20 protein-coding genes are annotated in these 24,915 nt (G+C 54.9%); 14 read left to right on the forward strand and 6 right to left on the reverse strand.

What is annotated here, in order from left to right:
- Window positions 1-19: 19 nt before the first annotated feature.
- Both acrD and narQ read right to left on the reverse strand, forming a co-directional pair.
- Window positions 20-3,133, reverse strand: coding sequence for a multidrug efflux RND transporter permease AcrD (acrD, locus tag AC0LWE_RS11540; protein WP_202693266.1), 3,114 nt, complete (start codon window positions 3,131-3,133; stop codon window positions 20-22).
- Window positions 3,134-3,334: 201 nt separating this feature from the next.
- Window positions 3,335-5,029, reverse strand: a complete 1,695-nt coding sequence (narQ, locus tag AC0LWE_RS11545) for a nitrate/nitrite two-component system sensor histidine kinase NarQ (RefSeq protein WP_219347507.1) — start codon at window positions 5,027-5,029, stop codon at window positions 3,335-3,337.
- A gap of 183 nt (window positions 5,030-5,212) precedes the next feature.
- On the opposite strand from narQ, the gene aegA reads away from it, so the two are divergent.
- The 3 genes from aegA (at window position 5,213) to AC0LWE_RS11560 (ending at window position 8,999) form a co-directional block, all read left to right on the forward strand.
- Entirely contained in the window at window positions 5,213-7,189 is a 1,977-nt protein-coding gene (gene aegA / locus AC0LWE_RS11550) for a formate-dependent uric acid utilization protein AegA (RefSeq protein ID WP_219347508.1), read from the forward strand.
- A 66-nt stretch (window positions 7,190-7,255) separates the two neighbouring features.
- Window positions 7,256-7,831, forward strand: a complete 576-nt coding sequence (nudK, locus tag AC0LWE_RS11555; protein WP_059179405.1) for a GDP-mannose pyrophosphatase NudK — start codon at window positions 7,256-7,258, stop codon at window positions 7,829-7,831.
- A 124-nt stretch (window positions 7,832-7,955) separates the two neighbouring features.
- Window positions 7,956-8,999 (forward strand): DUF1176 domain-containing protein, encoded by a 1,044-nt coding sequence (locus tag AC0LWE_RS11560; protein WP_219347509.1) that lies wholly within the window; start codon window positions 7,956-7,958, stop codon window positions 8,997-8,999.
- On the opposite strand, the gene tkt is transcribed toward AC0LWE_RS11560, so the two are convergent.
- A complete protein-coding gene (gene tkt, locus AC0LWE_RS11565) occupies window positions 8,996-10,984 on the reverse strand; it encodes a transketolase (protein ID WP_219347510.1) in 1,989 nt (662 codons plus the stop codon). The genes AC0LWE_RS11560 and tkt overlap by 4 nt on opposite strands.
- Window positions 10,985-11,003: 19 nt before the next feature.
- Window positions 11,004-11,954, reverse strand: a complete 951-nt coding sequence (tal, locus tag AC0LWE_RS11570; protein ID WP_219347511.1) for a transaldolase — start codon at window positions 11,952-11,954, stop codon at window positions 11,004-11,006.
- 292 nt (window positions 11,955-12,246) lie between these two features.
- Between tal and maeB the strand changes: the two genes are divergently transcribed.
- Window positions 12,247-14,526: an NADP-dependent oxaloacetate-decarboxylating malate dehydrogenase gene (gene maeB, locus AC0LWE_RS11575; protein ID WP_059179401.1), complete on the forward strand. Its 2,280-nt coding sequence runs from the start codon at window positions 12,247-12,249 to the stop codon at window positions 14,524-14,526.
- Between the two features lie 54 nt (window positions 14,527-14,580).
- On the opposite strand, the gene hemF is transcribed toward maeB, so the two are convergent.
- Complete coding sequence (gene hemF / locus AC0LWE_RS11580) at window positions 14,581-15,480, reverse strand: oxygen-dependent coproporphyrinogen oxidase (RefSeq protein WP_131487748.1); 900 nt, start codon at window positions 15,478-15,480, stop codon at window positions 14,581-14,583.
- On the reverse strand, window positions 15,477-16,352 hold the full coding sequence (gene amiA, locus AC0LWE_RS11585; RefSeq protein ID WP_015959952.1) for an N-acetylmuramoyl-L-alanine amidase AmiA: 876 nt from the start codon (window positions 16,350-16,352) through the stop codon (window positions 15,477-15,479). The genes hemF and amiA overlap by 4 nt, the downstream gene beginning before the upstream one ends.
- A gap of 214 nt (window positions 16,353-16,566) precedes the next feature.
- Between amiA and AC0LWE_RS11590 the strand changes: the two genes are divergently transcribed.
- From AC0LWE_RS11590 to pdxK, 10 genes are all read left to right on the forward strand, one after another.
- The gene (locus AC0LWE_RS11590) at window positions 16,567-16,992 is read left to right on the forward strand and encodes a GNAT family acetyltransferase (protein WP_041689485.1); all 426 of its coding nucleotides are present in this window, start codon (window positions 16,567-16,569) and stop codon (window positions 16,990-16,992) included.
- Entirely contained in the window at window positions 16,979-17,428 is a 450-nt protein-coding gene (locus AC0LWE_RS11595) for a DUF2919 domain-containing protein (protein WP_202693259.1), read from the forward strand. Before AC0LWE_RS11590 ends, AC0LWE_RS11595 begins: the two co-directional genes overlap by 14 nt.
- A gap of 62 nt (window positions 17,429-17,490) precedes the next feature.
- The gene (locus tag AC0LWE_RS11600) at window positions 17,491-18,075 is read left to right on the forward strand and encodes an RpoE-regulated lipoprotein (RefSeq protein WP_202693258.1); all 585 of its coding nucleotides are present in this window, start codon (window positions 17,491-17,493) and stop codon (window positions 18,073-18,075) included.
- A gap of 92 nt (window positions 18,076-18,167) precedes the next feature.
- Window positions 18,168-19,067 (forward strand): Dyp-type peroxidase, encoded by a 900-nt coding sequence (locus AC0LWE_RS11605; RefSeq protein ID WP_059179396.1) that lies wholly within the window; start codon window positions 18,168-18,170, stop codon window positions 19,065-19,067.
- 202 nt (window positions 19,068-19,269) lie between these two features.
- A complete protein-coding gene (locus AC0LWE_RS11610) occupies window positions 19,270-20,283 on the forward strand; it encodes a sulfate ABC transporter substrate-binding protein (RefSeq protein ID WP_219347513.1) in 1,014 nt (337 codons plus the stop codon).
- Window positions 20,283-21,116, forward strand: a complete 834-nt coding sequence (gene cysT, locus AC0LWE_RS11615) for a sulfate/thiosulfate ABC transporter permease CysT (RefSeq protein ID WP_059179394.1) — start codon at window positions 20,283-20,285, stop codon at window positions 21,114-21,116. The genes AC0LWE_RS11610 and cysT overlap by 1 nt, the downstream gene beginning before the upstream one ends.
- Window positions 21,116-21,991: a sulfate/thiosulfate ABC transporter permease CysW gene (gene cysW / locus AC0LWE_RS11620; RefSeq protein ID WP_059179393.1), complete on the forward strand. Its 876-nt coding sequence runs from the start codon at window positions 21,116-21,118 to the stop codon at window positions 21,989-21,991. The genes cysT and cysW overlap by 1 nt, the downstream gene beginning before the upstream one ends.
- Entirely contained in the window at window positions 21,981-23,075 is a 1,095-nt protein-coding gene (cysA, locus tag AC0LWE_RS11625) for a sulfate/thiosulfate ABC transporter ATP-binding protein CysA (protein ID WP_059179392.1), read from the forward strand. The genes cysW and cysA overlap by 11 nt, the downstream gene beginning before the upstream one ends.
- A gap of 66 nt (window positions 23,076-23,141) precedes the next feature.
- Window positions 23,142-24,053 carry a cysteine synthase CysM gene (cysM, locus tag AC0LWE_RS11630; RefSeq protein ID WP_216981084.1) on the forward strand — a complete coding sequence of 304 codons (912 nt, stop codon included), beginning with the start codon at window positions 23,142-23,144 and terminating at the stop codon, window positions 24,051-24,053.
- 5 nt (window positions 24,054-24,058) lie between these two features.
- On the forward strand, window positions 24,059-24,895 hold the full coding sequence (gene pdxK / locus AC0LWE_RS11635; protein ID WP_219347514.1) for a pyridoxine/pyridoxal/pyridoxamine kinase: 837 nt from the start codon (window positions 24,059-24,061) through the stop codon (window positions 24,893-24,895).
- Window positions 24,896-24,915: the final 20 nt, after the last annotated feature.

The raw sequence follows: 24,915 nt of genomic DNA on the forward strand, positions 1-24,915 counted from the left end.
CGCCTTTTTTAATGCACGTTTATTCTGGCCGTTCTTTAAGCGGGAAGCGACGACGCACCAGCACGAAGAACAACGGAACGAAATAGATAGCCAGAACCGTGGCTGAAATCATTCCGCCCATCACCCCCGTCCCCACAGCATGCTGGCTGCTGGAACCTGCTCCAGAACTGGTCGCCATAGGCAGCACGCCAAACACAAATGCCAGAGACGTCATCAGGATCGGGCGCAGACGCTGACGACACGCGTGTAGCGTAGACGACAGCAGATCGTGCCCCTTCGAATTCATCTCATTGGCAAACTCGACGATCAAAATCGCGTTCTTCGCCGACAAGCCGATGACCGTGAGCAACCCCACCTGGAAGTACACGTCGTTTTCGAGACCACGCATCCAGGTGGCGAGTAATGCGCCGATGACACCTAATGGCACCACCAGCATGACGGAGAACGGAACGGACCAGCTTTCATAGAGCGCGGCGAGGCACAGGAACACCACCAGTAACGACAGGGCATACAGAGCAGGGGCTTGTGCGCCTGAGAGCCGTTCCTGATAGGACATCGCGGTCCACTCCAGGCCGAACCCTGCGGGCAGTTGCTGAACCAGCTTCTCCATGGTGTCCATCGCGGTTCCGGTACTTACTCCCGGCGCGGCTTCACCGACTATCTCCAGCGCGGAATACCCGTTATAACGTTCCAGGCGCGGGGAGCCGCTCTCCCAGTGGGATGTCGCAAACGCGGAGAACGGCACCATCCCACCAGTATTATTGCGCACGTACCACAGATTAATATCGTCGGGCAGCATGCGGTAAGGCGCCGCCGCCTGGACGTAAACCTTTTTCACGCGTCCGCGATCCATAAAGTCGTTGACGTAGCTGGAGCCCCAGGCCGTTTGCAGCGTATCGTTAATATCATTGATGGAAACTCCCAGCGCCTGGGCTTTGCGCTGATCGATATCGATCTGTAATTGCGGGCTGTCATCAAGACCGTTATGGCGCACGCGGGTGAGCGAAGGGTCTTTACCCGCCAGGTCCAGCAACCGATCGCGGGCGGCCATGAGCGCATCGTGCCCGGCGCCTGCATGGTCTTGTAACTCCATATCAAAACCTGCCGAACTGCCCAGGCCGCTAATGGCCGCCGGGCTACTGGCAAATACCCGCGCTTCTTTAATGCGCGTAAATGCTTTGGTGGCGCGCTCGATAATGGCGAAAGAAGAGCCGGTCTTGCTGTCGCGCTCGTCCCAGCCTTTCAGGCGGACGAACATCCGCGCGACGTTCTGCCCGTTACCTCCAGGGCCGGATCCGACGGTTGAAAACACCGACACAATGTTGTCTTTTTCTTGGGTGAAAAAGTACTGTTCAACTTTCTGCACCACTTTCAGCGTTTGCTGCTGGGTGGCACCGCTGGGCAACTGCACTGACGTGATAAACATGCCCCTGTCTTCCAGCGGCAGGAACGAGGTCGGCAGGCGCAGGAATAAAAATACCATCCCACCGAGCAGTAAAACGTAAATCGCAATCCAGCGCAGGCTGCGGTGCAATATCTTTGCGACGCCCGCCTCATAGCGCGCCGCATTGCGATTAAACATGCGGTTGAACCAGCCGAAGAACCCTTTTTGTCCGTGTTGTTCGCCTTTGTGCAACGGTTTGAGCAGCGTTGAGCAAAGAGCGGGCGTCAGGATCATGGCCACCAGCACCGAAAGCACCATGGCAGAAACGATGGTTATCGAGAACTGGCGGTAAATCGCGCCGGTTGTGCCGCCAAAAAACGCCATGGGCACGAAGACGGCGGAGAGCACCATCGCGATACCCACCAGCGCGCCCTGAATTTGCCCCATCGATTTACGCGTCGCTTCGCGCGGCGAAAGGCCCTCTTCCGTCATGATACGCTCGACGTTTTCCACCACGACGATGGCGTCATCCACCAGCAAGCCAATCGCCAGCACCATGGCGAACATGGTGAGGGTGTTGATGCTGTAGCCGAAGGCGTATAACACGGCGAACGTTCCGAGCAGAACCACCGGGACGGCAATCGTCGGGATAAGCGTTGCGCGAAAATTCTGCAGGAACAGATACATCACCAGGAACACCAGCGCGATGGCTTCGAGCAGCGTTTTAACCACATCTTCGATGGAAGCTTTTACGAAGGAGGTGGTTTCAAAAGCGACTTTATATTCCAGGCCGTGCGGGAAATAGGGCGCGAGTTCATCCAGCCTTTCAATAACCAGCTTTGCGGTGGCCATTTCGTTCGCTCCTGAGGCCAGTTTCACCCCTAAACCCGACGCCTGATTGCCGTTAAATCGGCTCAGGTTGTCGTATTTTTCCGCACCCATTTCCACTTTTGCCACATCCCCCAGACGCACTTCCGAACCGTCCGAATTGACGCGCAGGGTGATGTCGCGGAATTGCTGCGGCGTCTGAAGTAATGACTGCGAATTGATGGTGGCGTTTAGTGCCTGGTTATCGACAGACGGCGTGCCGCCAAGTTGGCCGACAGCGATTTGTGCATTCTGGGATTTGATGGCATTGGTCACATCCGTTGCCGTCATTTGCACGCTATTCAGCTTCGCCGGATCGAGCCAAATACGCATGGAATATTGCGAGCCATAGGCGTCGATATCGCCAACGCCGTTAATACGACTCAGCGGATCCTGAATATTACTGGCGACATAGTCTGAGATATCCTGTTTATCCATCGAACCGTCGGTGGAAACAAAGGCAATCGTCAGGATATTGGAATCACCGGTTTTACGGACCGTGACGCCCTGATTTTGCACCGCCTGCGGCAGTTTTCGCATGGCTGATTGCAGCTGGTTTTGCACCTGCTGTACGGCTTCATCCGGGTCAGAACCGGCGGTGAAACTCAAGGTAACGGTCGCCTGGCCTGTCGCGCTGCTTTGCGAGGACATATACATCAGATTGTCCAGCCCGGTCATGTTCTGCTCAATGACCTGGGTAACGGTGTTTTCCAGCGTTTGGGCTGATGCCCCGGGATAGTTCGCGGTGATACGAACGTTCGGCGGAGCCAGATCGGGATATTGCTCAACAGGAAGTGACAGAATAGCGAGAGTGCCTGTCAGACATAAAATAATTGCCAGCACCCAGGCAAAAATGGGGCGATCAATGAAGAAATTCGCCATGAAAATAAGACCTCGTTTTGCTGCGCATCGTTATTGTACATTGCCCGCTTAACTCTAGCGGCAAGGCGGATGCCAAACGTGGAGAAAATAAGGAGATAGTGTAAATTATCATGCGCATTTACAGCGCGTTCCTGACGTTCCGCACTGCGAATTATTGCCCACAAGCGAAGCAGACTGGCGACAATACCCTTTTATTTACCGTTATTTACCCTCTACGACCTCGGGCGTGCGAAAGCGAAGACATACCTGCGTTCCGCCATTTTGCGGCTGTGAGAAGCCCAGCGATCCGCCAAGTCGTCCGGCACGCTCGCGCATGATATTCAGTCCGTAGTGCCCTGGCGGCTCGCTGGCATCACCAATACCAATGCCGTTGTCACGAATATAGACTGTGTGCATGCCGTCAGGCGCGGTGATGCAACTGACGGTAATCTCGCTCGCCTGGGCGTGCTTGATGGCGTTCAGCACCGCTTCGCGCACAATTTGCAGCAAATGGACCTGCTTTTGTGCATCCAGGGCTAAGGATGAGAGTCGGCAGTCCAGCGCCAGTCTGGCGGTGGTCTGGCTTTGCAGACCTTCCAGCGCCTCTTGCAGCGCGGCAGGAAGATTCGAATGATTGAGCGCCAATCGGAACGTGGTCAGCAGCTCGCGTAACTGACGCCAGGCATTGTTCAGTTCGCGTGAGAAGTCGGTGATAATGGTCTGCGCAGGCACGTTATCGTCCGGGATAGCACGTTTGAGCAGCGCCAGCTGAATGCGCAAATACGAGAGCACCTGCGCCAGAGAGTCGTGCAGTTCGCGGGCAATCGTGGCGCGTTCTTCCATGAGCAGCAATTGCTGGTAGTGCTTCTGCGCCTGATTAAAATAGAGTCCGCGCCCGAGCATTGTCGCCACGCTTTTCATCAAAGGCAGAGAAACAGCCACACTCTCACTTTGCCAACGTAGCTCGCCAAAACGCGTGTCCTGCATAATGACCGGCAGGGTAAACGTCTCCCGATCGTCTTGTTTTACCCCTTCGCACAGCTGCCAGTTATCGCTGGCCTGCAGTTCCAGAAAACTCATTCCCGTATCTTCCTGAACAATTTGCAGAATATGCCGGAAACAATGCGCGTCTATCTGACTGGTGTTCAGCGCCTGGGAGCATTTGAACAGCATTTCGAGCTGCTGGTGGGCTTCATTCAGATGACGGGTTTTTTCTTCGACCGTTATCTCAAGCGATCGATAGTGTTTATGCAATTCCGAGGACATATGGTTAAAGGTGCGCGAAAGCAGCCCCAGCTCGTTGGGCAGGCTGGTGCCCTGAGCCTGAATGTCAAAATCACCTTGTTCCATTTGCAGGCTGGCGGCAACCAAATGGTTAAGCGGGGCGACAACCTGTCGGCGTATCCGGCGCAGTGTGACCACCACCAGCAGCATAATCCCCACTCCACCGGCCAGTGAAATCGCCACCACCAGCTGCATTTTGTGTTCCGCATAGTGCTGAAGTGCGAGCACGAAAGCGTCAATACGCTCCACATATTGCTGGATATGATCCTGATACCACGCCTTATCCCCCGCTTCGAGATGGCTATCCATCTCATGCCATGCGATCTGCAACTGCTGATAACCGGTTTTTACTGATTCCGGAACGTACCAGCGATCCAGCTCTTTCAAAACGGGAGAGTTAAGGGTGTTTTGCCAGTGAAGGCGATGATCGGAAAAACCGGCGCTGTTGCGTTCCAGATCGTAACCAAGACGGTAGCTTTGCATGCGCAAAGAGCCTGCAATATTAATGGCTTCAGCGTCACGCAGGCTGCTGGCAAGCGTCATTAACGCAATTCCGCTGGTCAGAACGGAGAGTAAAATAATCGAGATAAAAGCCCGGGCCAGGCTTCCTGAAACAGGACGTTTAACGATCACAACACGGCTTCCTGAACGTTACTGAAACGCAATTTCACCTGTGATGAAATAAATTGATCTGCCACAGGTAAGTCGTAAATAGTGCCCCTTTCTGGGCAAATGAACATTGCCTGAGACCGTCAGCCCAGTTAAATACAATATTCTTATAAAAACTAAGGGTAATGCTACCAGAACGGGTGTCTTATGAATCGATTTATTATGACCGATAACCTGCGCTGTATTGGATGTCATGCCTGCGAAGTTGCCTGCGTGATGGCTCACAATAATGAACAACACGTGCTCAGTTTGCGCCAGTTTGTTCCCCGGATCACAGTCCTGAAGCAGGGATCGCGTCGCAGTGCGGTGACGTGCCATCACTGTGAAAACGCGCCCTGTGCTCAACGCTGCCCAAATGGCGCGATCGCAAAAATCAACGACAGCGTACAGGTGAATCAGCAAAAATGCATCGGCTGTAAAGCGTGCGTTGTTGCTTGCCCCTTTGGGACGATGGAAATAGTCGTGACGCCGCTTGCGGACGGTCATGTTAAAGCCTCAGCGTATAAATGCGATCTGTGCCATGACAGACCGCAAGGGCCTGCGTGCGTCGAGAATTGCCCCGCCGATGCGCTGACGCTGATCACGGAAAAAGGGTTGAATCAACTGGCCAAAATGCGACGTCAACGTACCGCCAGCCAGGAAGCACAGCCGTGGCACGGCACATCCGCGCCAACTGAGACGCGACAGAGCAAAGTCAGCCAAATGCAGGCGCTGGCGGCGCGCGGTGAACCGGACAAACTCACGCCTGCTCAACGAGCCGGAAACTTTGACGAGATCTATCTGCCGTTTCGTACCGAGCAGGCGCATCGCGAAGCGGATCGCTGCCTGAAATGCGGCGAGCATTCCATCTGCGAGTGGACCTGTCCGCTGCACAATCATATTCCCCAGTGGATTGAACGCGTTAAGGCCGGAGATATCGACGGCGCGGTGGAACTCTCACATCAGACCAACTGTTTACCGGAAATCACCGGACGCGTCTGTCCCCAGGATCGTTTATGCGAAGGTGCCTGCACGGTTCGTGACGAATCGGGCGCAGTCACGATCGGCAATATTGAGCGTTATATTTCCGATCGGGCGCTGGCAAAAGGCTGGCGACCTGATATGAGCAGCGTGGTGTCCGTCGATAAACACGTCGCCATTATTGGCGCAGGGCCTGCGGGTTTAGCCTGTGCCGATGTGCTGATTCGTCATGGCGTTAACGTCACGGTTTATGACCGTCATCCGGAAATCGGCGGTTTGCTGACGTTTGGCATCCCGGCTTTTAAGCTCGACAAGTCCCTGCTGACGCGCCGTCGGGAGATCTTTACCGCGATGGGGATCCGCTTTGAGCTGAACTGCGAGGTGGGTAAGGATATCCCGCTGTCCCGTCTGCTCAGCGACTATGATGCGGTGTTTATCGGCGTCGGAACCTACCGCTCAATGAAAGCGGGCATCCCCCACGAAGATGCGCCAGGCGTTTATGACGCACTCCCTTTCCTCGTCGCGAATACACGGCATTTGATGGGCCTCGCGCCATCCGTAACCGAACCCTACATCGACACCGCTGGTCTGAATGTGGTGGTGTTGGGCGGCGGCGATACGGCGATGGATTGCGTGCGCACCGCGTTACGCCACGGTGCTGCCAGCGTCACTTGCGCCTATCGCCGGGATGAAGCCAACATGCCAGGCTCAAAAAAAGAGGTCAAAAACGCCAAAGAGGAGGGGGCGAACTTTGAATTTAACGTCCAGCCCGTTGAGCTGGTACTTGATGACGCTGGCAGAGTGAACGGCGTCCGCCTGCTGCGAACTCAGCTTGGTGAGCCTGATGGGCAGGGGCGTCGCCGTCCGGTGCCGATTGAGGGCAGCGAATTTGTCATGCCCGCGGATGCGGTCATTATGGCCTTTGGCTTTAACCCGCACGCCATGCCCTGGCTGCAGGCGCAAGGCGTGAACGTAGATGACTGGGGCCGTATCGTGGCAAGCGTTGAGAGTCGCTATCGTTATCAAACCAGCCACCCGAAAATTTTTGCCGGTGGCGATGCGGTGCGCGGTGCGGATCTGGTTGTCACAGCGATGGCGGAAGGGCGTCATGCGGCGCAGGGCATGATGGATTGGCTGGAAATAAAACAGCACGATATTCATTAAATCAGTGGGGCGACAAAGCGGGTTTCACGGCGTACTATGAATGACTCATTACGTTCTGGAGCCCGTATGAGTCTGAAAATTGAGATCATCAAAGATAAAATCCTTTCCGACAATTATTTCGTCCTGCGCAATATCACCTATGACTTAACACGCAAAAATGGCGAGATGATCCGCCATAAACGTGAGGTTTATGACCGTGGCAATGGTGCAACCATTCTTTTATACAACCGTGAAAAGCAAACCGTAGTGCTGATTCGCCAGTTCCGCGTGGCTACCTGGGTCAATGGCAATCCCGATGGACGTCTGATCGAAACCTGTGCCGGGCTGCTGGATAACGATGCGCCTGAAGTCTGCATTCGTAAAGAAGCCATCGAAGAAACCGGTTTTGCCGTGGGTGAAGTCAAAAAACTCTTCGAGCTGTATATGTCTCCAGGCGGCGTGACGGAAATTATTCACTTCTTTATTGCGGAATATACCGACGCGCAGCGCGCTAATGCGGGCGGTGGCGTAGAAGATGAAGATATCGAGGTGCTGGAGATTCCGTTTGAAAAGGCGCTGGAGATGGTCAAAACCGGAGAAATTCAGGATGGTAAGGCGTTGATCCTGTTGCAATATTTGCAGCTTTCAGGGTTAATGTCTTGATCTTTATGCCGTTAATAAATTGCATTTCAAATAAATCTATCCGATAAATCTGATTGAGCAACCCCGGTCATGACACGAAGATACCGCCAGTTTTCGAGTCTATGTATCCGGGATTGTGCCTTTCATGCGCCTCAGTGTTTTACTTATTTTATTTCTCAGCGTGCTGCCTGTGCCACTGGTATGGGCGGCTCCTGCACAACAGTCTTTCGCCGACTGGCAGGTCACCTGCAACAACCAGAACTTTTGCGTCGCGCGTAATACGGGTGAACACGGCGGGCTGGTGATGACGTTGAGCCGCAGTGCCGGTGCCAAAACCGATGCATCACTGCGTATCGAATTGGGCGGATTGTCGAGGGCTTCAGGTAAGGACGCGCCAATTGCGCAAAGACTGTTGTTGGACAACGCACGTTTAACGCTGAATACGCAGCGCTGGCAGATTTCGCCCTTGCGACTCATGACCGACGATGCCGTAACGGTGACTCAGTTTCTGAAAACAATTCAGGAAGGGGAGACACTGACGCTGAACGGCGCTAAGCAGACGATTTCGCTCGCAGGGCTGAAAGCTGCACTGCTGTTTATCGACGCGCAGCAAAAACGCGTGGGAAGTGAAACCGCCTGGATTCAGAAAGGCGACGATCCCCCGCTGAGCGTCCCGCCCGCGCCGGCCCTTAAAGAAGTCGCCGTTGTTAACCCCACCCCTACGCCGCTCACGCATGAAGAACTCAACGATCTGCTGGATTACGGCTCATGGCGTATGAATAACAGCCAGTGCTCGCTCGATCCGAATCGCCGAGAAGTGCGCGTTACGGCGCTCACCGATGATAAAGCATTGCTGATCATCAGCTGCGAAGCGGGTGCGTACAATACGGTTGATTTGGCGTGGCAAGTGTCGCGTAAGAAGCCGTTTGCTGCCCGCGCGGTGCGATTGCGTTTGCCGTTTGTCTCGTCGAGCGAGAGCAGTGAAATGGAGCTGATGAATGCGCGTTTTGATGAGAAAACCCGCGAGTTGACGACGCTGTCGCTAGGACGTGGCATGGCGGACTGCGGTATCCAGACGCGCTGGCGGTTTGACGGCCAGCGTTTTCGTCTGGTGCGTTATGCTGAAGAGCCGAGCTGTGATAACTGGCATGGGCCAGACGCCTGGCCCACCCTGTGGATCACGCGTTAAAGCACGCTTAGCGCTTTCTCGACCACGTTTTCGACGGTAAAGCCAAAGTACGGGAACAGCTTATCCGCCGGGGCGGATTCACCGTAGCCGGTCATCCCGACGATGGCGCCTTTCAGACCGACATATTTGTACCAGTAGTCGGCGATCCCCGCTTCAACCGCCACGCGGGCCGCGACGTTTGAGGGCAGTACCGATTCGCGATATTCCTCATCCTGCGCATCAAAAATATCCGTGGAGGGCAGAGAAACAACGCGCACCGCGTGGCCTTCAGCGGTTAATTTCTCTGCGGCTTGCACGGTAATTTCGATTTCAGAGCCGGTCGCAATCAGGATCACGTCAGGCTTGCCGCCGCTGTCTTTGAGCACATAACCCCCGCGGTCGATGTTTTTCACCTGCTCCGGCGAGCGCTCAATTTGCAGCAAATTCTGGCGCGAGAGGATAAGCGCAGTGGGGCCGGTGTGACGTTCAACCGCCAGTTTCCAGCCGACCGCTGCTTCCACCTGATCGCACGGACGCCAGGTGCTGAAGTTTGGCGTCAGACGCAGGCTGGCGAGCTGTTCGACAGCCTGGTGCGTGGGCCCATCTTCGCCAAGACCGATTGAATCATGGGTATACACCATGATTTGTCGCGCTTTCATCAGGGCGGCCATACGCGCCGCATTACGCGCATATTCGACAAACATCAGGAACGTTGCGGTATAGGGCACAAATCCGCCGTGATGGGCGATTCCGTTAGCGATGGCGGTCATCCCGAATTCACGCACGCCGTAGTGGATGTAATTCCCGGCGATATCCTCTTTCAGCGATTTTGAACCGGACCAGATGGTGAGGTTACTAGGCGCTAAATCCGCCGAGCCGCCGAGCAATTCCGGCAGAATTGGGCCAATCACATTGAGCGTATTTTGCGAGGCTTTACGGGTGGCGATTTTTGCCGGATTCGCCTGTAAGTTCTCGATCAACGCCTGGGTTTTCTCTTCCCAGTCTCCCGGGAGGCCGCCGCTCATCCGACGAGAGAATTCGGCTGCCAGCTCAGGATGCGCTTTTTTGTAGGCGGCGAATTTTTCGTTCCACGCCTGCTGGGCTTTTTCGCCGTCTTCACGTGCGTCCCAGGCTTTGTAGATCTCTTTCGGGATCTCAAACGCCGGGTATTTCCAGCCCAGTTTCTGACGCGTCAGGGCCACTTCTTCTTCACCCAGCGCTGCGCCGTGCGCCTCTTCTTTACCCGCTTTATTTGGCGAGCCAAAACCAATCGTCGTGCGGCAGATAATCAGCGACGGTTTATCGGTGACGCGTTGCGCTTCTTCAATCGCTTGCTTAATCGCCTGCGGATCGTGGCCGTCAATTTCATGCACCACATGCCAGTGATAGGCCTCAAAGCGTTTTGCCGTGTCGTCGGTAAACCAGCCATCGGTGTCACCGTCGATGGAAATACCGTTGTGATCGTAGAAACCGATCAGTTTTCCCAGCCCCAGCGTGCCGGCCAGCGAGCAGACTTCATGCGAAATCCCCTCCATCAGGCAGCCGTCACCCATGAAGACGTAGGTGAAGTGATCGACGATGTCATGGCCTGGCTGGTTGAACTGGGCGGCCAGGGTGCGTTCAGCGACCGCCAGCCCGACAGCATTCGCCAGCCCCTGACCGAGCGGTCCGGTGGTTGTTTCGACGCCCGGCGTATAGCCAAGCTCAGGGTGGCCGGGCGTTTTGGAATGCAGTTGGCGGAAATTTTTGATCTCCGACAGCGGCAAATCATAGCCGGACAAATGCAGCAGGCTGTACAGGAGCATAGAGGCGTGACCGTTTGAAAGAATAAAACGGTCGCGGTCATACCACGTCGGATCGGTCGGATTGTGTTTCAGGAAATCATTCCACAGCACTTCGGCAATGTCGGCCATGCCCATCGGTGCGCCAGGATGGCCGGAATTGGCTTTTTGCACGGCATCCATGCTGAGGGCGCGGATGGCATTAGCGAGCTCTTTACGGGACATATTTCACTCCATGGCGAGATTAAAGTTTGGCGGCAAGAAGATCTTCCAGTTTGCGCTGGTCAACGGCGAAGAGGCGGATGCCATCTGCCAGCTTATCCACGGCCATCGGGTCCTGATTGTGTTCCCAGCGGAATTCGGCTTCCGTTAACGGTTTCGGTTTTGGCAGAACGGTAGAGGTCGGCACCAGCTTGCGCATCACCGGCTCATCGTGATCCTGAAGCTCTTGCAACAGGGTAGGGGAGATTGTCAGGCGATCGCAGCCCGCCAGCGCCAGAATTTGCTCAATACGGCGGAAGCTCGCACCCATCACAATGGTTTCGTAGCGGTGCTGCTTGTAGTAATCAAAAATATTGCGCACTGATTTCACGCCTGGATCTTCATCCACCACGTAGGGTTCCATCGGTTTTTTGGCCTGATACCAGTCGTAAATACGACCGACAAACGGCGAGACCAGATAGACACCCGCTTCAGCGCATGCGCGTGCCTGTGCAAAGGAGAACAGCAGCGTCAGGTTACAGTTGATGCCCTCTTTTTCCAGCACTTCGGCGGCGCGAATACCCTCCCAGGTGGAGGCGAGTTTGATCAAAATGCGCGATTTATCGATGCCTTGCTCCTGGTAGAGCTCGACCAGTCGGTGCGCTTTGGCGATGCTTTTTTCCTGGTCAAAAGAGAGGCGTGCGTCCACTTCCGTTGAGACGCGTCCCGGTATGCTTTTCAGAATTTCCGCACCGATATTGACTGCCAGTTTGTCGCTGGCTTCAGCAACTTGCTGTTCCTGAGTCTTGCCGCGTTGCTTGCCGTAGGCGAGCGCGTCGTCAACCAGATGGCTGAAATGCTCAAGGCCCGCGGCTTTAAGCAGCAGCGAGGGATTGGTGGTCGCATCTTCTGGCTGATAGTGTCGAATCGACTCGATATCGCCGCTATCCGCGACTACCGTAGTGAATTGTTTGATGCCGTCTAGCTGGTTCATAAAGAAATACTCCTTCGAAAACAAAGCCCCAGGCGAGTGCGTTGGTTCACATTTCTGCGAAATACATGACGTACTTAACAAAAAAGCATAGCAGACGGGGGAGGCCTTGTTTTTGGAAGGGGTAACAGGATTGTTATAAATTGATAACAAATTTTGCTCTGGGATGGTGAGAGTTTGGCAGCCTTCAAAGTTTGTGCGGCTTTCAGGGGCGATACTAAGCGCCACTCCAGGGTGAGCATCAGGAACGTGAGCACGCCACCCTTTTTGATCGATACCTGAAAGGAACAACAAGATGGATGATCAGTTAAAACAGAGCGCCCTCGATTTTCATCAATTCCCTGTACCGGGCAAAATCCAGGTTTCACCGACTAAGCCACTCGCCACTCAGCGCGATCTGGCGCTGGCCTATTCGCCGGGCGTGGCGGCACCTTGTCTTGAGATCGAAAAAGATCCGCTCGCCGCGTTCAAATACACCGCGCGTGGCAATCTGGTTGCCGTTATTTCTAACGGTACGGCGGTGCTTGGGCTGGGTAATATCGGCGCACTGGCCGGAAAACCGGTGATGGAAGGCAAGGGCGTACTGTTCAAAAAATTCGCCGGAATCGACGTGTTTGATATCGAAGTGGACGAACTCGATCCCGACAAATTTATCAACGTGGTCGCCGCGCTGGAACCGACTTTCGGCGGGATCAATCTCGAAGACATCAAAGCGCCAGAATGTTTTTACATTGAGCAGAAACTGCGTGAACGTATGAACATTCCCGTGTTCCATGACGATCAGCACGGCACGGCAATCATCAGTACGGCCGCCATTTTGAATGGTCTGCGTGTGGTTGAGAAAACGCTTTCTGATGTTCGCATGGTGGTGTCCGGTGCGGGTGCGGCAGCGATTGCCTGTATGAACCTGCTGGTGGCGCTGGGCATGCAGAAGCACAACATTGTGGTGTGTGACTCGAAAGGGGTTATCTACAAAGATCGCGAACCGAATATGGCCGAAACCAAAGCCGCCTATGCGGTGGACGATGACGGCAAACGCACGTTAGATGACGTGATTGACGGCGCGGATATTTTCCTCGGGTGTTCGGGGCCGAAAGTGCTGACCCCGGAAATGGTCAAAAAAATGGCGCGTGCGCCGATGATCCTGGCGCTGGCAAATCCGGAACCGGAAATCCTGCCGCCGCTGGCAAAAGCGGTGCGTGAAGACGCGATCATTTGTACCGGGCGTTCTGATTATCCGAACCAGGTGAACAACGTGCTGTGCTTCCCGTTTATCTTCCGTGGCGCGCTGGACGTGGGCGCAACGGCTATCAACGAAGAGATGAAGCTGGCGGCGGTACACGCCATTGCTGAACTGGCGCACGCTGAGCAGAGCGAAGTCGTGGCATCGGCGTACGGCGATCAGGATCTGAGTTTTGGCCCGGATTATATTATTCCAAAACCGTTCGACCCGCGCCTGATCGTCAAGATTGCTCCAGCCGTTGCTAAAGCCGCAATGGATTCCGGCGTGGCGACGCGCCCGATTGAGGATTTTGACGCCTACGTCGATAAGCTCACGGAATTCGTCTACAAAACTAACCTGTTCATGAAACCGATCTTTTCGCAGGCACGTACCGACGCAAAACGCGTAGTGCTGGCCGAGGGGGAAGAGGCGCGCGTGCTGCATGCCACGCAGGAACTGGTGTCGCTGGGGCTGGCGAAACCGATTCTGATTGGCCGTCCGAGCGTTATCGAAATGCGCATCCAGAAACTCGGTCTGCAAATTAAGCCGGGAGTGGATTTTGAGATCGTCAACAACGAGTCCGATCCGCGCTTTAAGGAGTACTGGAGCGAGTACTACAGCATCATGAAGCGCCGCGGGATCACGCAGGAGCAGGCGCAGCGCGCGGTGATCGCTAACACAACGGTTATCGGGGCGATCATGGTTCATCGTGGCGAAGCGGATGCGCTGATCTGCGGTACTATTGGCGATTATCATGAACATTTCAGCGTGGTGCAGGAGATCTTCGGCTATCGCGAAGGCGTCCACACCGCAGGCGCGATGAATGCGCTGCTGCTGCCAAGCGGCAACACCTTTATCGCTGACACCTACGTCAATGACGATCCGACGCCGGAACAGCTGGCGGAAATCACCATTATGGCGGCTGAAACCGTGCGTCGTTTTGGTATTGAACCGAAAGTGGCGCTGCTGTCGCATTCAAACTTTGGCTCATCCAAATCTGCCGCCGCATGCAAAATGCGCGAGACGCTGGAGCGGGTGCGCGAACGTGCGCCGGAGCTGATGATTGACGGTGAGATGCACGGCGATGCCGCGCTGGTCGAAAGCATTCGTAATGAGCGCATGCCGGACAGCCCGCTGAAAGGCTCGGCGAACGTGCTGATTATGCCGAACGTCGAAGCGGCGCGTATCAGTTACAACCTGCTGCGCGTTTCCAGTTCTGAAGGGGTGACGGTTGGACCGGTGCTGATGGGCGTGTCGAAACCGGTACATGTGTTAACACCGATTGCTTCTGTGCGTCGGATTGTGAACATGGTGGCGCTGGCGGTGGTTGAAGCGCAGACGCAGCCGCTGTAACTGTTTCTCCTTCAGGCCCTCTCCCCGGTGGGAAGAGGGCCTGAGAGTGAGGGGTTAAATCCAGTCCCGCACTTTTATAAACTCGGCAAGGGCAGCCTCAGGGCTGCCTTCTTTTGGTTCAAAATTGTATTCCCAGCGCACCAGCGGCGGCATCGACATCAGAATCGACTCCGTACGGCCGCCGGTTTGCAGGCCAAACAGCGTGCCGCGATCCCACACCAGATTAAATTCCACGTAACGACCCCGGCGATACAGCTGGAACTCGCGCTCGCGTACGCCGTAATCGGTATTTTTGCGACGTTCCACTATTGGCAGGTAAGCGTCGGTATATCCCTCGCCGACGGCCTGCATAAAGTTAAACGCGGTGTCAAAATCCGGCGCATTAAGATCGTCAAAGAACAGGCCACCGATGCCGCGCTGCTCATCACGATGTTTAAGATAGAAATAATCATCGCACCATTTTTTGTACTTCGGATACACCTCTTCGCCAAACGGCTGGCAGATATCCCGCGCGGTGCGGTGCCAGTGCTGGGCGTCTTCGTCAAATCCGTAATAGGGCGTTAAGTCGAAACCACCGCCAAACCACCAGACCGGATCGGCACCGGGCTTTTCAGCAATAAAGAAGCGCACGTTGGCGTGGCTGGTCGGGACAAAAGGACTGTGTGGATGAACCACCAGCGACACGCCCATCGCTTCAAAACTGCGTCCGGCCAGCTCCGGACGATGCGCCGTCGCTGACGCGGGCATCGCATCGCCATGAACATGGGAAAAGTTGACGCCCGCCTGTTCGAACACACCGCCGTTTCGCAACACGCGGCTGCGCCCACCGCCACCGGCCTCGCGCTGCCAGCTGTCTTCGTGGAATTCGCCGCCGTCAACGGCGCTGAGTTTCTGGCAAATATCATCCTGAAGCTGCATCAGAAAGGTTTTGACCTGCTGTACATTCGGTTTCATCGGCGTCTCGACGAGTGGGCTTTTTGATTATCGAACCAGTTAAAATAACTGATCACGCCGGAGGCAATCGCATTGGCGATTTTCTGGCGAAACGCCGTCGTTCCGAGCAGGCGTTCTTCTTCCGGGTTGGTGATAAATGAGGTTTCGACCAGCACAGACGGAATCGATGGCGATTTCAGCACCACAAACGCCGCTTGCTCGGTGCCTTTGCTGTGCAGGCGATGCACGGGCTTAATACGCTTTAAAATGTGCGAGCCGAGTGTCAGGCTGTTTTTGATGGTGTCCGTCTGGACCAGATCAAACAGAACCTGCTGCAGCAGATGATCTTTATCAGTGGTTTTTTTACCCGCCACTTCGTCCGCGCGGTTTTCCCTGTCAGAAAGGTATTTCGCCATGGCGCTACTCGCGCCGCGATTCGACAAAGCAAACACGGAAGCACCCGCCGCGCTTGGGTTGGTAAAACCGTCGGCATGGATTGACATAAACAGATCTGCACCGTGCTGGTGGGCAATCTCCACGCGATCGTACAGCGGGATAAAGGTGTCACCGCTGCGGGTTAAACGCGCGTCAATACCGTTGCTACGCAGGATGGAGCGGACATTTTTCGCTATTGCCAACACAACGTGTTTTTCTTTGGAACCGTTGCGTCCGATAGCGCCGGTATCGATTCCGCCGTGACCGGGATCAAGCATCACGACCCGCTTCGCACCCGCTTTTTTTACCTTCGGTTTGCTGTGTCCGTTAGCCGTTTTCAGCGTGCTGTCATCTTTTGCTTGCGCTTGCGCAATGCCGGTTAACGTTAAAGCCGCCAGCCCCGCTTTGAGAACCTGACGACGCGATGTGAGTGTTTTTAAGGGTTTGAATGTGCTCATGCGGCCTGGATTGTAAAAAAATGGGAGTCCTGGTGTTATATCGTATCGCGTTTTCCGTTACGACAGTCCATGTTGAGAATTGTTTTACTTTTCATTTCAATACGTGACAGAGTGACATTATGCCAAAATTTCACGCCTTTTTCGCTGGTTATTGGCTAAAGGCGGTGTTCGCGTCATAATCACTGTTTTTGAACCCAAAAAGGCGGTTAATACCATGGAGATACGCGTTTTTCGCCAGGAAGATTTCGAAGAGGTGATTACCCTTTGGGAGCGCTGCGATCTGTTGCGTCCGTGGAATGATCCCGAAATGGATATCGAGCGAAAGGTTAATCATGACGTCAGCCTGTTCCTGGTGGCGGAAGTGAACGGCGAAGTGGTGGGCACGGTGATGGGCGGGTACGACGGACATCGCGGCTCGGCCTATTACCTGGGCGTACACCCGGAATACCGCGCACGCGGCATTGCCAATGCGTTGCTTAATCGACTGGAAAAGAAGCTGATCGCGCGTGGCTGTCCGAAGATTCAAATCATGGTGCGCGAAGATAACGACGTGGTGCTGGGAATGTATGAACGCCTCGGCTATGAACATGCCGACGTGTTGAATCTGGGTAAGCGCCTGATCGAAGATGAAGAGTACTGAATTCCATCCCGGCGATTATGACGTGCACGGGCGCATCAGGCTGCCGTTTATATTCTGGTGCGTGCTGTTGCTCCAGGCCCGAACCTGGGTGTTATTCGTCGTCGCGGGGGCGTCGCGCGATCAGGGAAACACGTTGCTGAATTTGTTCTATCCCGATCATGATAATTTCTGGCTTGGGTTATTGCCCGGCGTGCCTGCGGTGATGGCGTTTTTGCTGAGCGGACGTCGACAACATTTCCCGCGCGTGTGGAACAGCCTGCGATGGCTGTTGGTTCTGGCACAGATCGTGTTAGTTGCCTGGCAGCCACTGCTGTGGTTTTACGGTGAGCCGCTGAGCGGCATCGGGATTACGCTGGTGGTTGTCGACATCGTGGCGCTGATTTGGCTTTTGACCAATCCCCGCCTGCGCGCCAGTTTTGCCCTCGAAAAAGATTAAACGGCACTTTTTACCGATGCTGCACTCCAACAAGCGTTGAATTAACAAGAAAGGACGTTTCAATGAAATCGCTGCGTTTAGTTTTATGCGCTCTGCCGCTGGTGTTAACGGGGTGTTCGACACTCTCGTCGATCTCCTCAATTAACTGGTCGGCGGCGTATCCGTGGAACTGGTTTGGGTCATCCACTGAAGTGACCGATCAAGGCGTTGGCAATATTACCGCCGCAACGGCGCTGGATCAGGACGCCATCGAATCCGCACTAGGTAGTGATTACCGCCTGCGCAGCGGGATGAAAACGGAAAATGGCAATATTGTCCGTTACTTTGAAGCGCTGAAAGACGACAAGCTGGCGATGGTGATTAACGGCGATAAAGGCACGGTAAACCGCATCGACGTGCTGGACAGCGATATTGAGACCGACAGCGGTGTAAAAGTGGGGACACCGTTCAGCGCGCTCTATCAGAAAGCCTTCGGCAACTGCACAAGCGCGGTTGCTGAAGAGAAAGTCGCCGTGGAATGTAAAGCCGATGGTCGCCAGCATGTTAGCTATCTCTTCACCGGCGAATGGAGCGGCCCGGAAGGCTTAATGCCGTCTGACGATACGCTCAAAAACTGGAAAATCAGCAAGATTATCTGGAAGCAGTAATTTGCGCCCAGACAAACCGCCTCGCTGAAATATCAGTATAATAGCCGCCATCAGTGCCACGACTCCGTGGCATCTTTTTTTCAGGAGGAGCGATGTCTCAGGTTCAGAGTGGCATTTTGCCAGAACATTGCCGCGCGGCGATTTGGATCGAAGCCAATGTTAAAGGGGATGTGGATGCCCTGCGTGCGGCCAGCAAAGTGTTTATCGATAAACTGGCCACCTTCCAGGCCAAATTCCCGGATGCGCATCTGGGGGCCGTCGTGGCTTTTGGCAATAACGTCTGGCGTCAGCTGAGCGGCGGTGAAGGGGCGCAGGAGCTTAAAGACTTTATCCCTTACGGTAAGGGCTTGGCACCCGCGACCCAATACGACGTGCTGATCCACATCCTTTCTCTGCGTCACGATGTGAACTTCTCGGTGGCACAGGCCGCGGTGGAGGCTTTTGGTGATAGCGTGGACGTGCAGGAAGAAATTCATGGCTTCCGTTGGGTGGAAGAGCGCGATCTGAGCGGCTTTGTGGATGGTACTGAAAACCCGGCAGGTGAAGAAACGCGCCGCGACGTGGCGGTTATCAAAGATGGCGTGGACGCGGGCGGCAGCTACGTGTTCGTGCAGCGTTGGGAGCACAATCTCAAACAGCTTAACCGCATGAGCGTTCACGATCAGGAGATGATGATGGGGCGTACGAAAGACGCCAATGAAGAGATCGACGGCGATGACCGCCCGGTAACCTCTCACCTGACTCGCGTTGACCTGAAAGAAAACGGCAAAGGCCTGAAAATTGTTCGTCAGAGCCTGCCTTACGGTACGGCAAGCGGCACGCACGGTTTGTATTTTTGCGCCTACTGTGCGCGCCTGTACAATATCGAGCAACAGCTGCTGAGCATGTTTGGCGACACCGACGGCAAGCGTGATGCCATGCTGCGCTTCACCAAACCGGTGACCGGCGGCTATTACTTCGCACCGTCCGTTGAGCGTTTACTCGCGCTGTAAGTGAGTCTGTACCCTGACCCTCTCCTTTGGGAGAGGGGAAATCCCCCCCCTTATTCCCTTTTCTGCTTCTAAATCACCAAACGGTATATAAAACCGTTACTCCTTTAGTACTCGTTATAAATATGATGACTTCATAAACGTCATCACAAATATAGGGTGCGCAATGACCGTTACTGTACTGAAAACAAATATAGGGTGCGCAATGACCGTTACTGTACTGAAAAAAGGAACGCTGGCGCTGGCCGGTTTGATGCTGGTTGCGCAGGCGCAGGCCACGGAGTTGCTCAATAGCTCCTATGATGTCTCGCGTGAGCTTTTTGCTGCCCTGAATCCACCGTTTGAACAGCAGTGGGCGAAAGAGAATAACGGCGACAAGCTGACCATCAAGCAATCCCACGCCGGGTCTTCAAAGCAGGCGCTGGCGATTTTGCAGGGTCTGAAAGCCGATGTGGTGACGTACAACCAGATTACCGACGTGCAGATCCTGCATGATAAAGGCAACCTGATCCCAGCGGACTGGCAAAGCCGTTTGCCGAATAACAGCTCGCCGTTCTACTCCACCATGGGTTTCCTGGTGCGTAAGGGCAACCCGAAAAATATTCACAGCTGGAACGATCTGGTGCGTTCTGATGTGAAGCTCATTTTCCCGAATCCAAAAACTTCCGGCAACGCGCGCTATACCTATCTGGCTGCGTGGGGGGCTGCGGATAAAGCGGACGGCGGCGACAAAGCCAAAACCGAACAGTTTATGACGCATTTTCTGAAAAACGTTGAAGTGTTCGATACCGGTGGTCGCGGGGCGACAACTACTTTCGCAGAGCGTGGGCTGGGCGATGTGCTGATCAGTTTCGAATCGGAAGTGAACAACATCCGCAAACAGTACGAAGCGCAGGGTTTCGAGGTGGTGATTCCTGAGACCAATATTCTGGCGGAATTCCCGGTTGCCTGGGTTGATAAAAACGTCAAAGCCAACGGGACCGAAAAGGCCGCGAAGGATTACCTGAATTTCCTTTATAGCCCGCAGGCGCAGACCATCATTACTGATTACTACTATCGCGTGAACAATCCGGATGTGATGGACAAACTGAAAGATAAATTCCCGCAGACCGAGCTGTTCCGCGTGGAAGATAAATTCGGCTCCTGGCCGGAAGTGATGAAAACGCATTTTGTCACCGGCGGTGAGTTAGACAAACTGCTGGCGGCGGGGCGTAAGTAATGTTTGCTGTTTCTTCCAGACGTGTGCTCCCGGGCTTTACGTTAAGCCTCGGGACCAGCCTGCTGTTCGTCTGCCTGATTTTGCTGTTGCCGTTAAGCGCGCTGGTGATGCAGCTCGCGCAGATGAGCTGGGCGCAGTACTGGGAAGTGATTACTAACCCGCAGGTGGTGGCGGCCTATAAAGTCACGCTGCTATCGGCGTTTGTGGCTTCCATTTTCAACGGCGTGTTCGGCCTGCTGATGGCGTGGATTTTAACCCGCTATCGCTTTCCTGGTCGCGTTCTGCTGGATGCGTTGATGGATCTGCCGTTCGCGCTGCCCACGGCCGTCGCGGGTTTAACGCTGGCGTCGCTGTTTTCTGTTAATGGTTTCTACGGCGAGTGGCTGGCGAAGTTTGATATCAAAGTCACTTATACCTGGCTGGGTATTGCGGTGGCGATGGCCTTCACCAGCATCCCGTTTGTGGTGCGAACCGTGCAGCCGGTGCTCGAAGAGTTAGGTCCGGAGTACGAAGAAGCGGCGGAAACGCTCGGGGCAACGCGCATCCAGAGCTTTTGCAAAGTGGTGCTGCCTGAGCTGTCTCCGGCACTGCTGGCGGGTGTGGCGCTCTCTTTTACCCGTAGCCTCGGTGAATTCGGTGCGGTGATTTTCATCGCGGGCAACATCGCATGGAAAACTGAAGTGACCTCGCTGATGATTTTTGTGCGCTTGCAGGAGTTTGACTATCCGGCGGCGAGCGCGATTGCCTCGGTGATCCTGGCAGCATCGCTGCTGCTACTGTTCTCGATTAACACTCTGCAAAGTCGCTTTGGTCGACGCGTGGTAGGTCATTAATGGCGGAAGTGACTCAATTGAAGCGCTATGACGCGCCCCGCGTTAACTGGGGCAAATGGTTTTTGATTGGCACCGGCATGCTGGTGTCAGCGTTTATTCTCGTCGTGCCGATGGTGTATATCTTCGTGCAGGCGTTCAGCAAAGGGATTATGCCCGCGCTGCAGAATCTGGCCGACCCGGACATGCTGCATGCCATCTGGCTGACGGTGATGATTGCACTGATTACCGTGCCGGTGAATCTGGTGTTCGGGATTTTGCTGGCGTGGCTGGTGACGCGATTTAATTTCCCTGGCCGTCAGCTGCTGCTGACGCTGCTGGATATTCCTTTTGCGGTATCGCCAGTGGTCGCCGGTCTGGTGTATCTGCTGTTCTACGGCTCCAATGGTCCGCTGGGAGGCTGGCTTGATGAGCACAACCTGCAAATCATGTTTGCGTGGCCTGGCATGGTGCTGGTGACCATTTTTGTGACCTGTCCGTTTGTGGTGCGTGAGCTGGTTCCGGTGATGTTAAGCCAGGGTAGTCATGAGGATGAGGCGGCGATTTTGCTCGGCGCATCCGGCTGGCAGATGTTCCGACGTGTGACGCTCCCGAATATTCGCTGGGCGTTGCTGTACGGCGTGGTGCTGACCAACGCGCGCGCGATTGGTGAGTTTGGCGCGGTATCGGTCGTTTCTGGCTCGATTCGCGGCGAAACCCTGTCGCTGCCGCTACAGATTGAATTGCTGGAGCAGGACTACAATACCGTCGGCTCCTTTACCGCCGCAGCGTTGCTGACGCTGATGGCAATTTTGACCCTGTTTTTGAAGAGTGTGGTGCAGTGGCGTTTAGAGAATCAGGAAAAACGCCTGCAGCAGGAGGGAAATCATGAGCATTGAGATTGCCAATATTAAGAAGTCTTTTGGTCGCACCCAGGTGCTGAACGATATCTCACTGGATATCCCTTCCGGACAAATGGTGGCGCTCCTGGGGCCGTCTGGTTCCGGTAAAACCACGCTGCTGCGTATTATCGCTGGTCTTGAACATCAGAGCAGCGGACATATTCGCTTCCATGGAACCGACGTGAGCCGTTTACACGCCCGCGATCGTAAAGTGGGTTTTGTGTTCCAGCACTATGCGCTGTTCCGCCATATGACGGTGTTCGACAATATCGCTTTTGGCCTGAGCGTGCTTCCGCGTCGCGAGCGTCCCAATGCGGCGACCATCAAGGCGAAAGTCACCAAACTGCTGGAGATGGTGCAGCTGGCACATCTGGCCGACCGTTTCCCGGCGCAGCTTTCCGGTGGACAGAAACAGCGTGTGGCCCTGGCGCGTGCGCTGGCGGTTGAGCCGCAAATTCTGCTGCTTGATGAGCCCTTTGGCGCGCTGGATGCACAGGTGCGTAAAGAGCTGCGTCGCTGGCTGCGACAGCTGCATGAAGAGCTGAAATTTACCAGCGTGTTTGTGACGCACGATCAGGAAGAGGCGATGGAAGTTGCCGATCGCGTGGTCGTAATGAGTCAGGGAAATATTGAGCAGGTTGATGAACCAGAACAACTGTGGCGCGAACCGGCGACCCGGTTTGTGCTGGAATTTATGGGCGAAGTGAACCGCATGCAGGGCACAATCCGCGGCGGACAATTCCACGTCGGCGCACATCGCTGGCCGCTGGGGTATACGCCTGCTCATCAGGGACCGGTTGATCTGTTCCTGCGCCCCTGGGAAATAGATGTGAGCCGCCGAACCAGCCTTGATTCACCGCTGCCGGTGCAGGTTCTCGAAGCTAGCCCTAAAGGGCACTACACCCATCTGGTGGTACAACCGCTGGGCTGGTATACCGAACCATTGACCGTGGTGATGCGGGATGAAGAGCCGCCACATCGCGGTGAGCGCCTGTTTGTCGGCTTGCAGAATGCGCGGATTTATCACGGTAACGAGCGGATCGAAGCGCGTGAGGAACTTGCTCTGGCCGAGTCTGCCTGATAGGTTAATCAGTATGTTTATCGCCCGGTGGCGTTGCGCTTCCGGGCTTTTTTTTGAGCAAAAACCGTGAACACATTAGAGCAAACCATCGGCAATACCCCTCTGGTCAAACTGCAACGCATGGGGCCAACCAACGGCAGTGAAGTCTGGGTCAAACTTGAAGGCAACAATCCGGCGGGTTCCGTTAAAGATCGCGCGGCGTTATCGATGATTGTCGAGGCCGAAAAGCGCGGCGAAATACAGCCCGGCGATGTGCTGATCGAAGCGACCAGCGGCAATACGGGTATTGCGCTGGCGATGATTGCCGCACTGAAAGGCTATCACATGAAGCTGTTGATGCCGGACAACATGAGCCAGGAGCGTCGGGCTGCGATGCGCGCATATGGTGCCGAGCTTATCCTCGTGACGAAAGAGCGAGGTATGGAAGGCGCGCGCGATTTGGCCCTTGAAATGGCACAGCGCGGTGAAGGTAAGCTGCTGGATCAGTTTAACAATCCTGATAACCCTTACGCCCATTACACCACGACGGGACCGGAAATCTGGCAGCAGACAGAAGGGCGAATGACCCATTTTGTCTCAAGCATGGGCACGACGGGGACGATCACGGGCGTTTCTCGTTTTCTGCGTGAACAGGACACCGCAGTGACGATTGTTGGCCTGCAGCCGGAAGAGGGTAGCAGTATTCCAGGGATCCGTCGCTGGCCTGCGGAGTATATGCCGGGCATTTTTAATGCGTCGCTGGTGGATGTGGTACTGGATATTCATCAGCGCGAGGCGGAAAATACGATGCGTGAACTGGCGGTACGCGAAGGTATTTTCTGCGGCGTCAGTTCAGGTGGCGCGGTAGCAGGAGCATTGCGGGTTGCCCAGCAGAATCCGGGCGCGCGCGTGGTGGCGATTATTTGCGACCGCGGCGATCGTTATCTTTCTACCGGCGTGTTTGGTGAAGAGAGTTATTCGCAGGGGGCGGGGATTTAAGCGTCATGGAGATGATTTTATTTCGGGATAAAACCCGCGTGCAGCAGACCGATATTGTTGCTGTGCAGTCGCAGGTGGTTTACGGCAGCGTGGGCAACAGTATCGCTGTGCCAAATATCAGACTGCATCAGCTCACCGTGATGGCCGTTCCAACGGTGCTGTTCAGCAATACGCCGCATTACGACACGTTTTACGGCGGTGTGATCCCGGACGAATGGTTTAGCGGTTATCTGAAAGCACTGGAAGAACGCGACGTGTTGCGCGAGCTGAAAGCCGTGACGACGGGTTATATGGGCAGCGCCAGCCAGATAAAAATCCTGGCGCAGTGGCTTAAAACGGTGAAGCAACAGCATCCTGATTTGCTGGTACTGGTCGATCCGGTGATGGGGGATATCGACAGCGGTATGTACGTTAATCCTGAAATCCCCAAAGCCTATTGTGAGCACTTGCTGCCACTGGCCCAGGGAATCACGCCCAACGTCTTTGAGCTTGAGGTGCTGAGTGGTCAGCCGTGCCGCACCCCTGAAAGCGCCATTTCTGCCGCAAAAGGATTGCTGTCAGAGACCCTCAAATGGGTGGCGATCACCAGCGCGCCGGTGGCCGCTGTTCCAGACAATATCCATGTGGTGTTGGTGACGAAAGAGGATGTCGTGGTGACTCACCATCCGCGCGTCGTGACCGATTTAAAAGGAACGGGCGATCTGTTCTGTTCAGAGTTGGTGAGCGGGATTGTGCAGGGGAGTGATGTTGCAGAGGCGATACGTCGTGCAGGCGATCGCGTGACTGAAGTGATGAAGTACACCCAGCAAAAAGGTTTCGACGAGCTGATACTCCCGGTATAAAAAAGCGCTCACGGCATAAA

It is taken from the genome of Lelliottia sp. RD5, assembly GCF_056032945.1.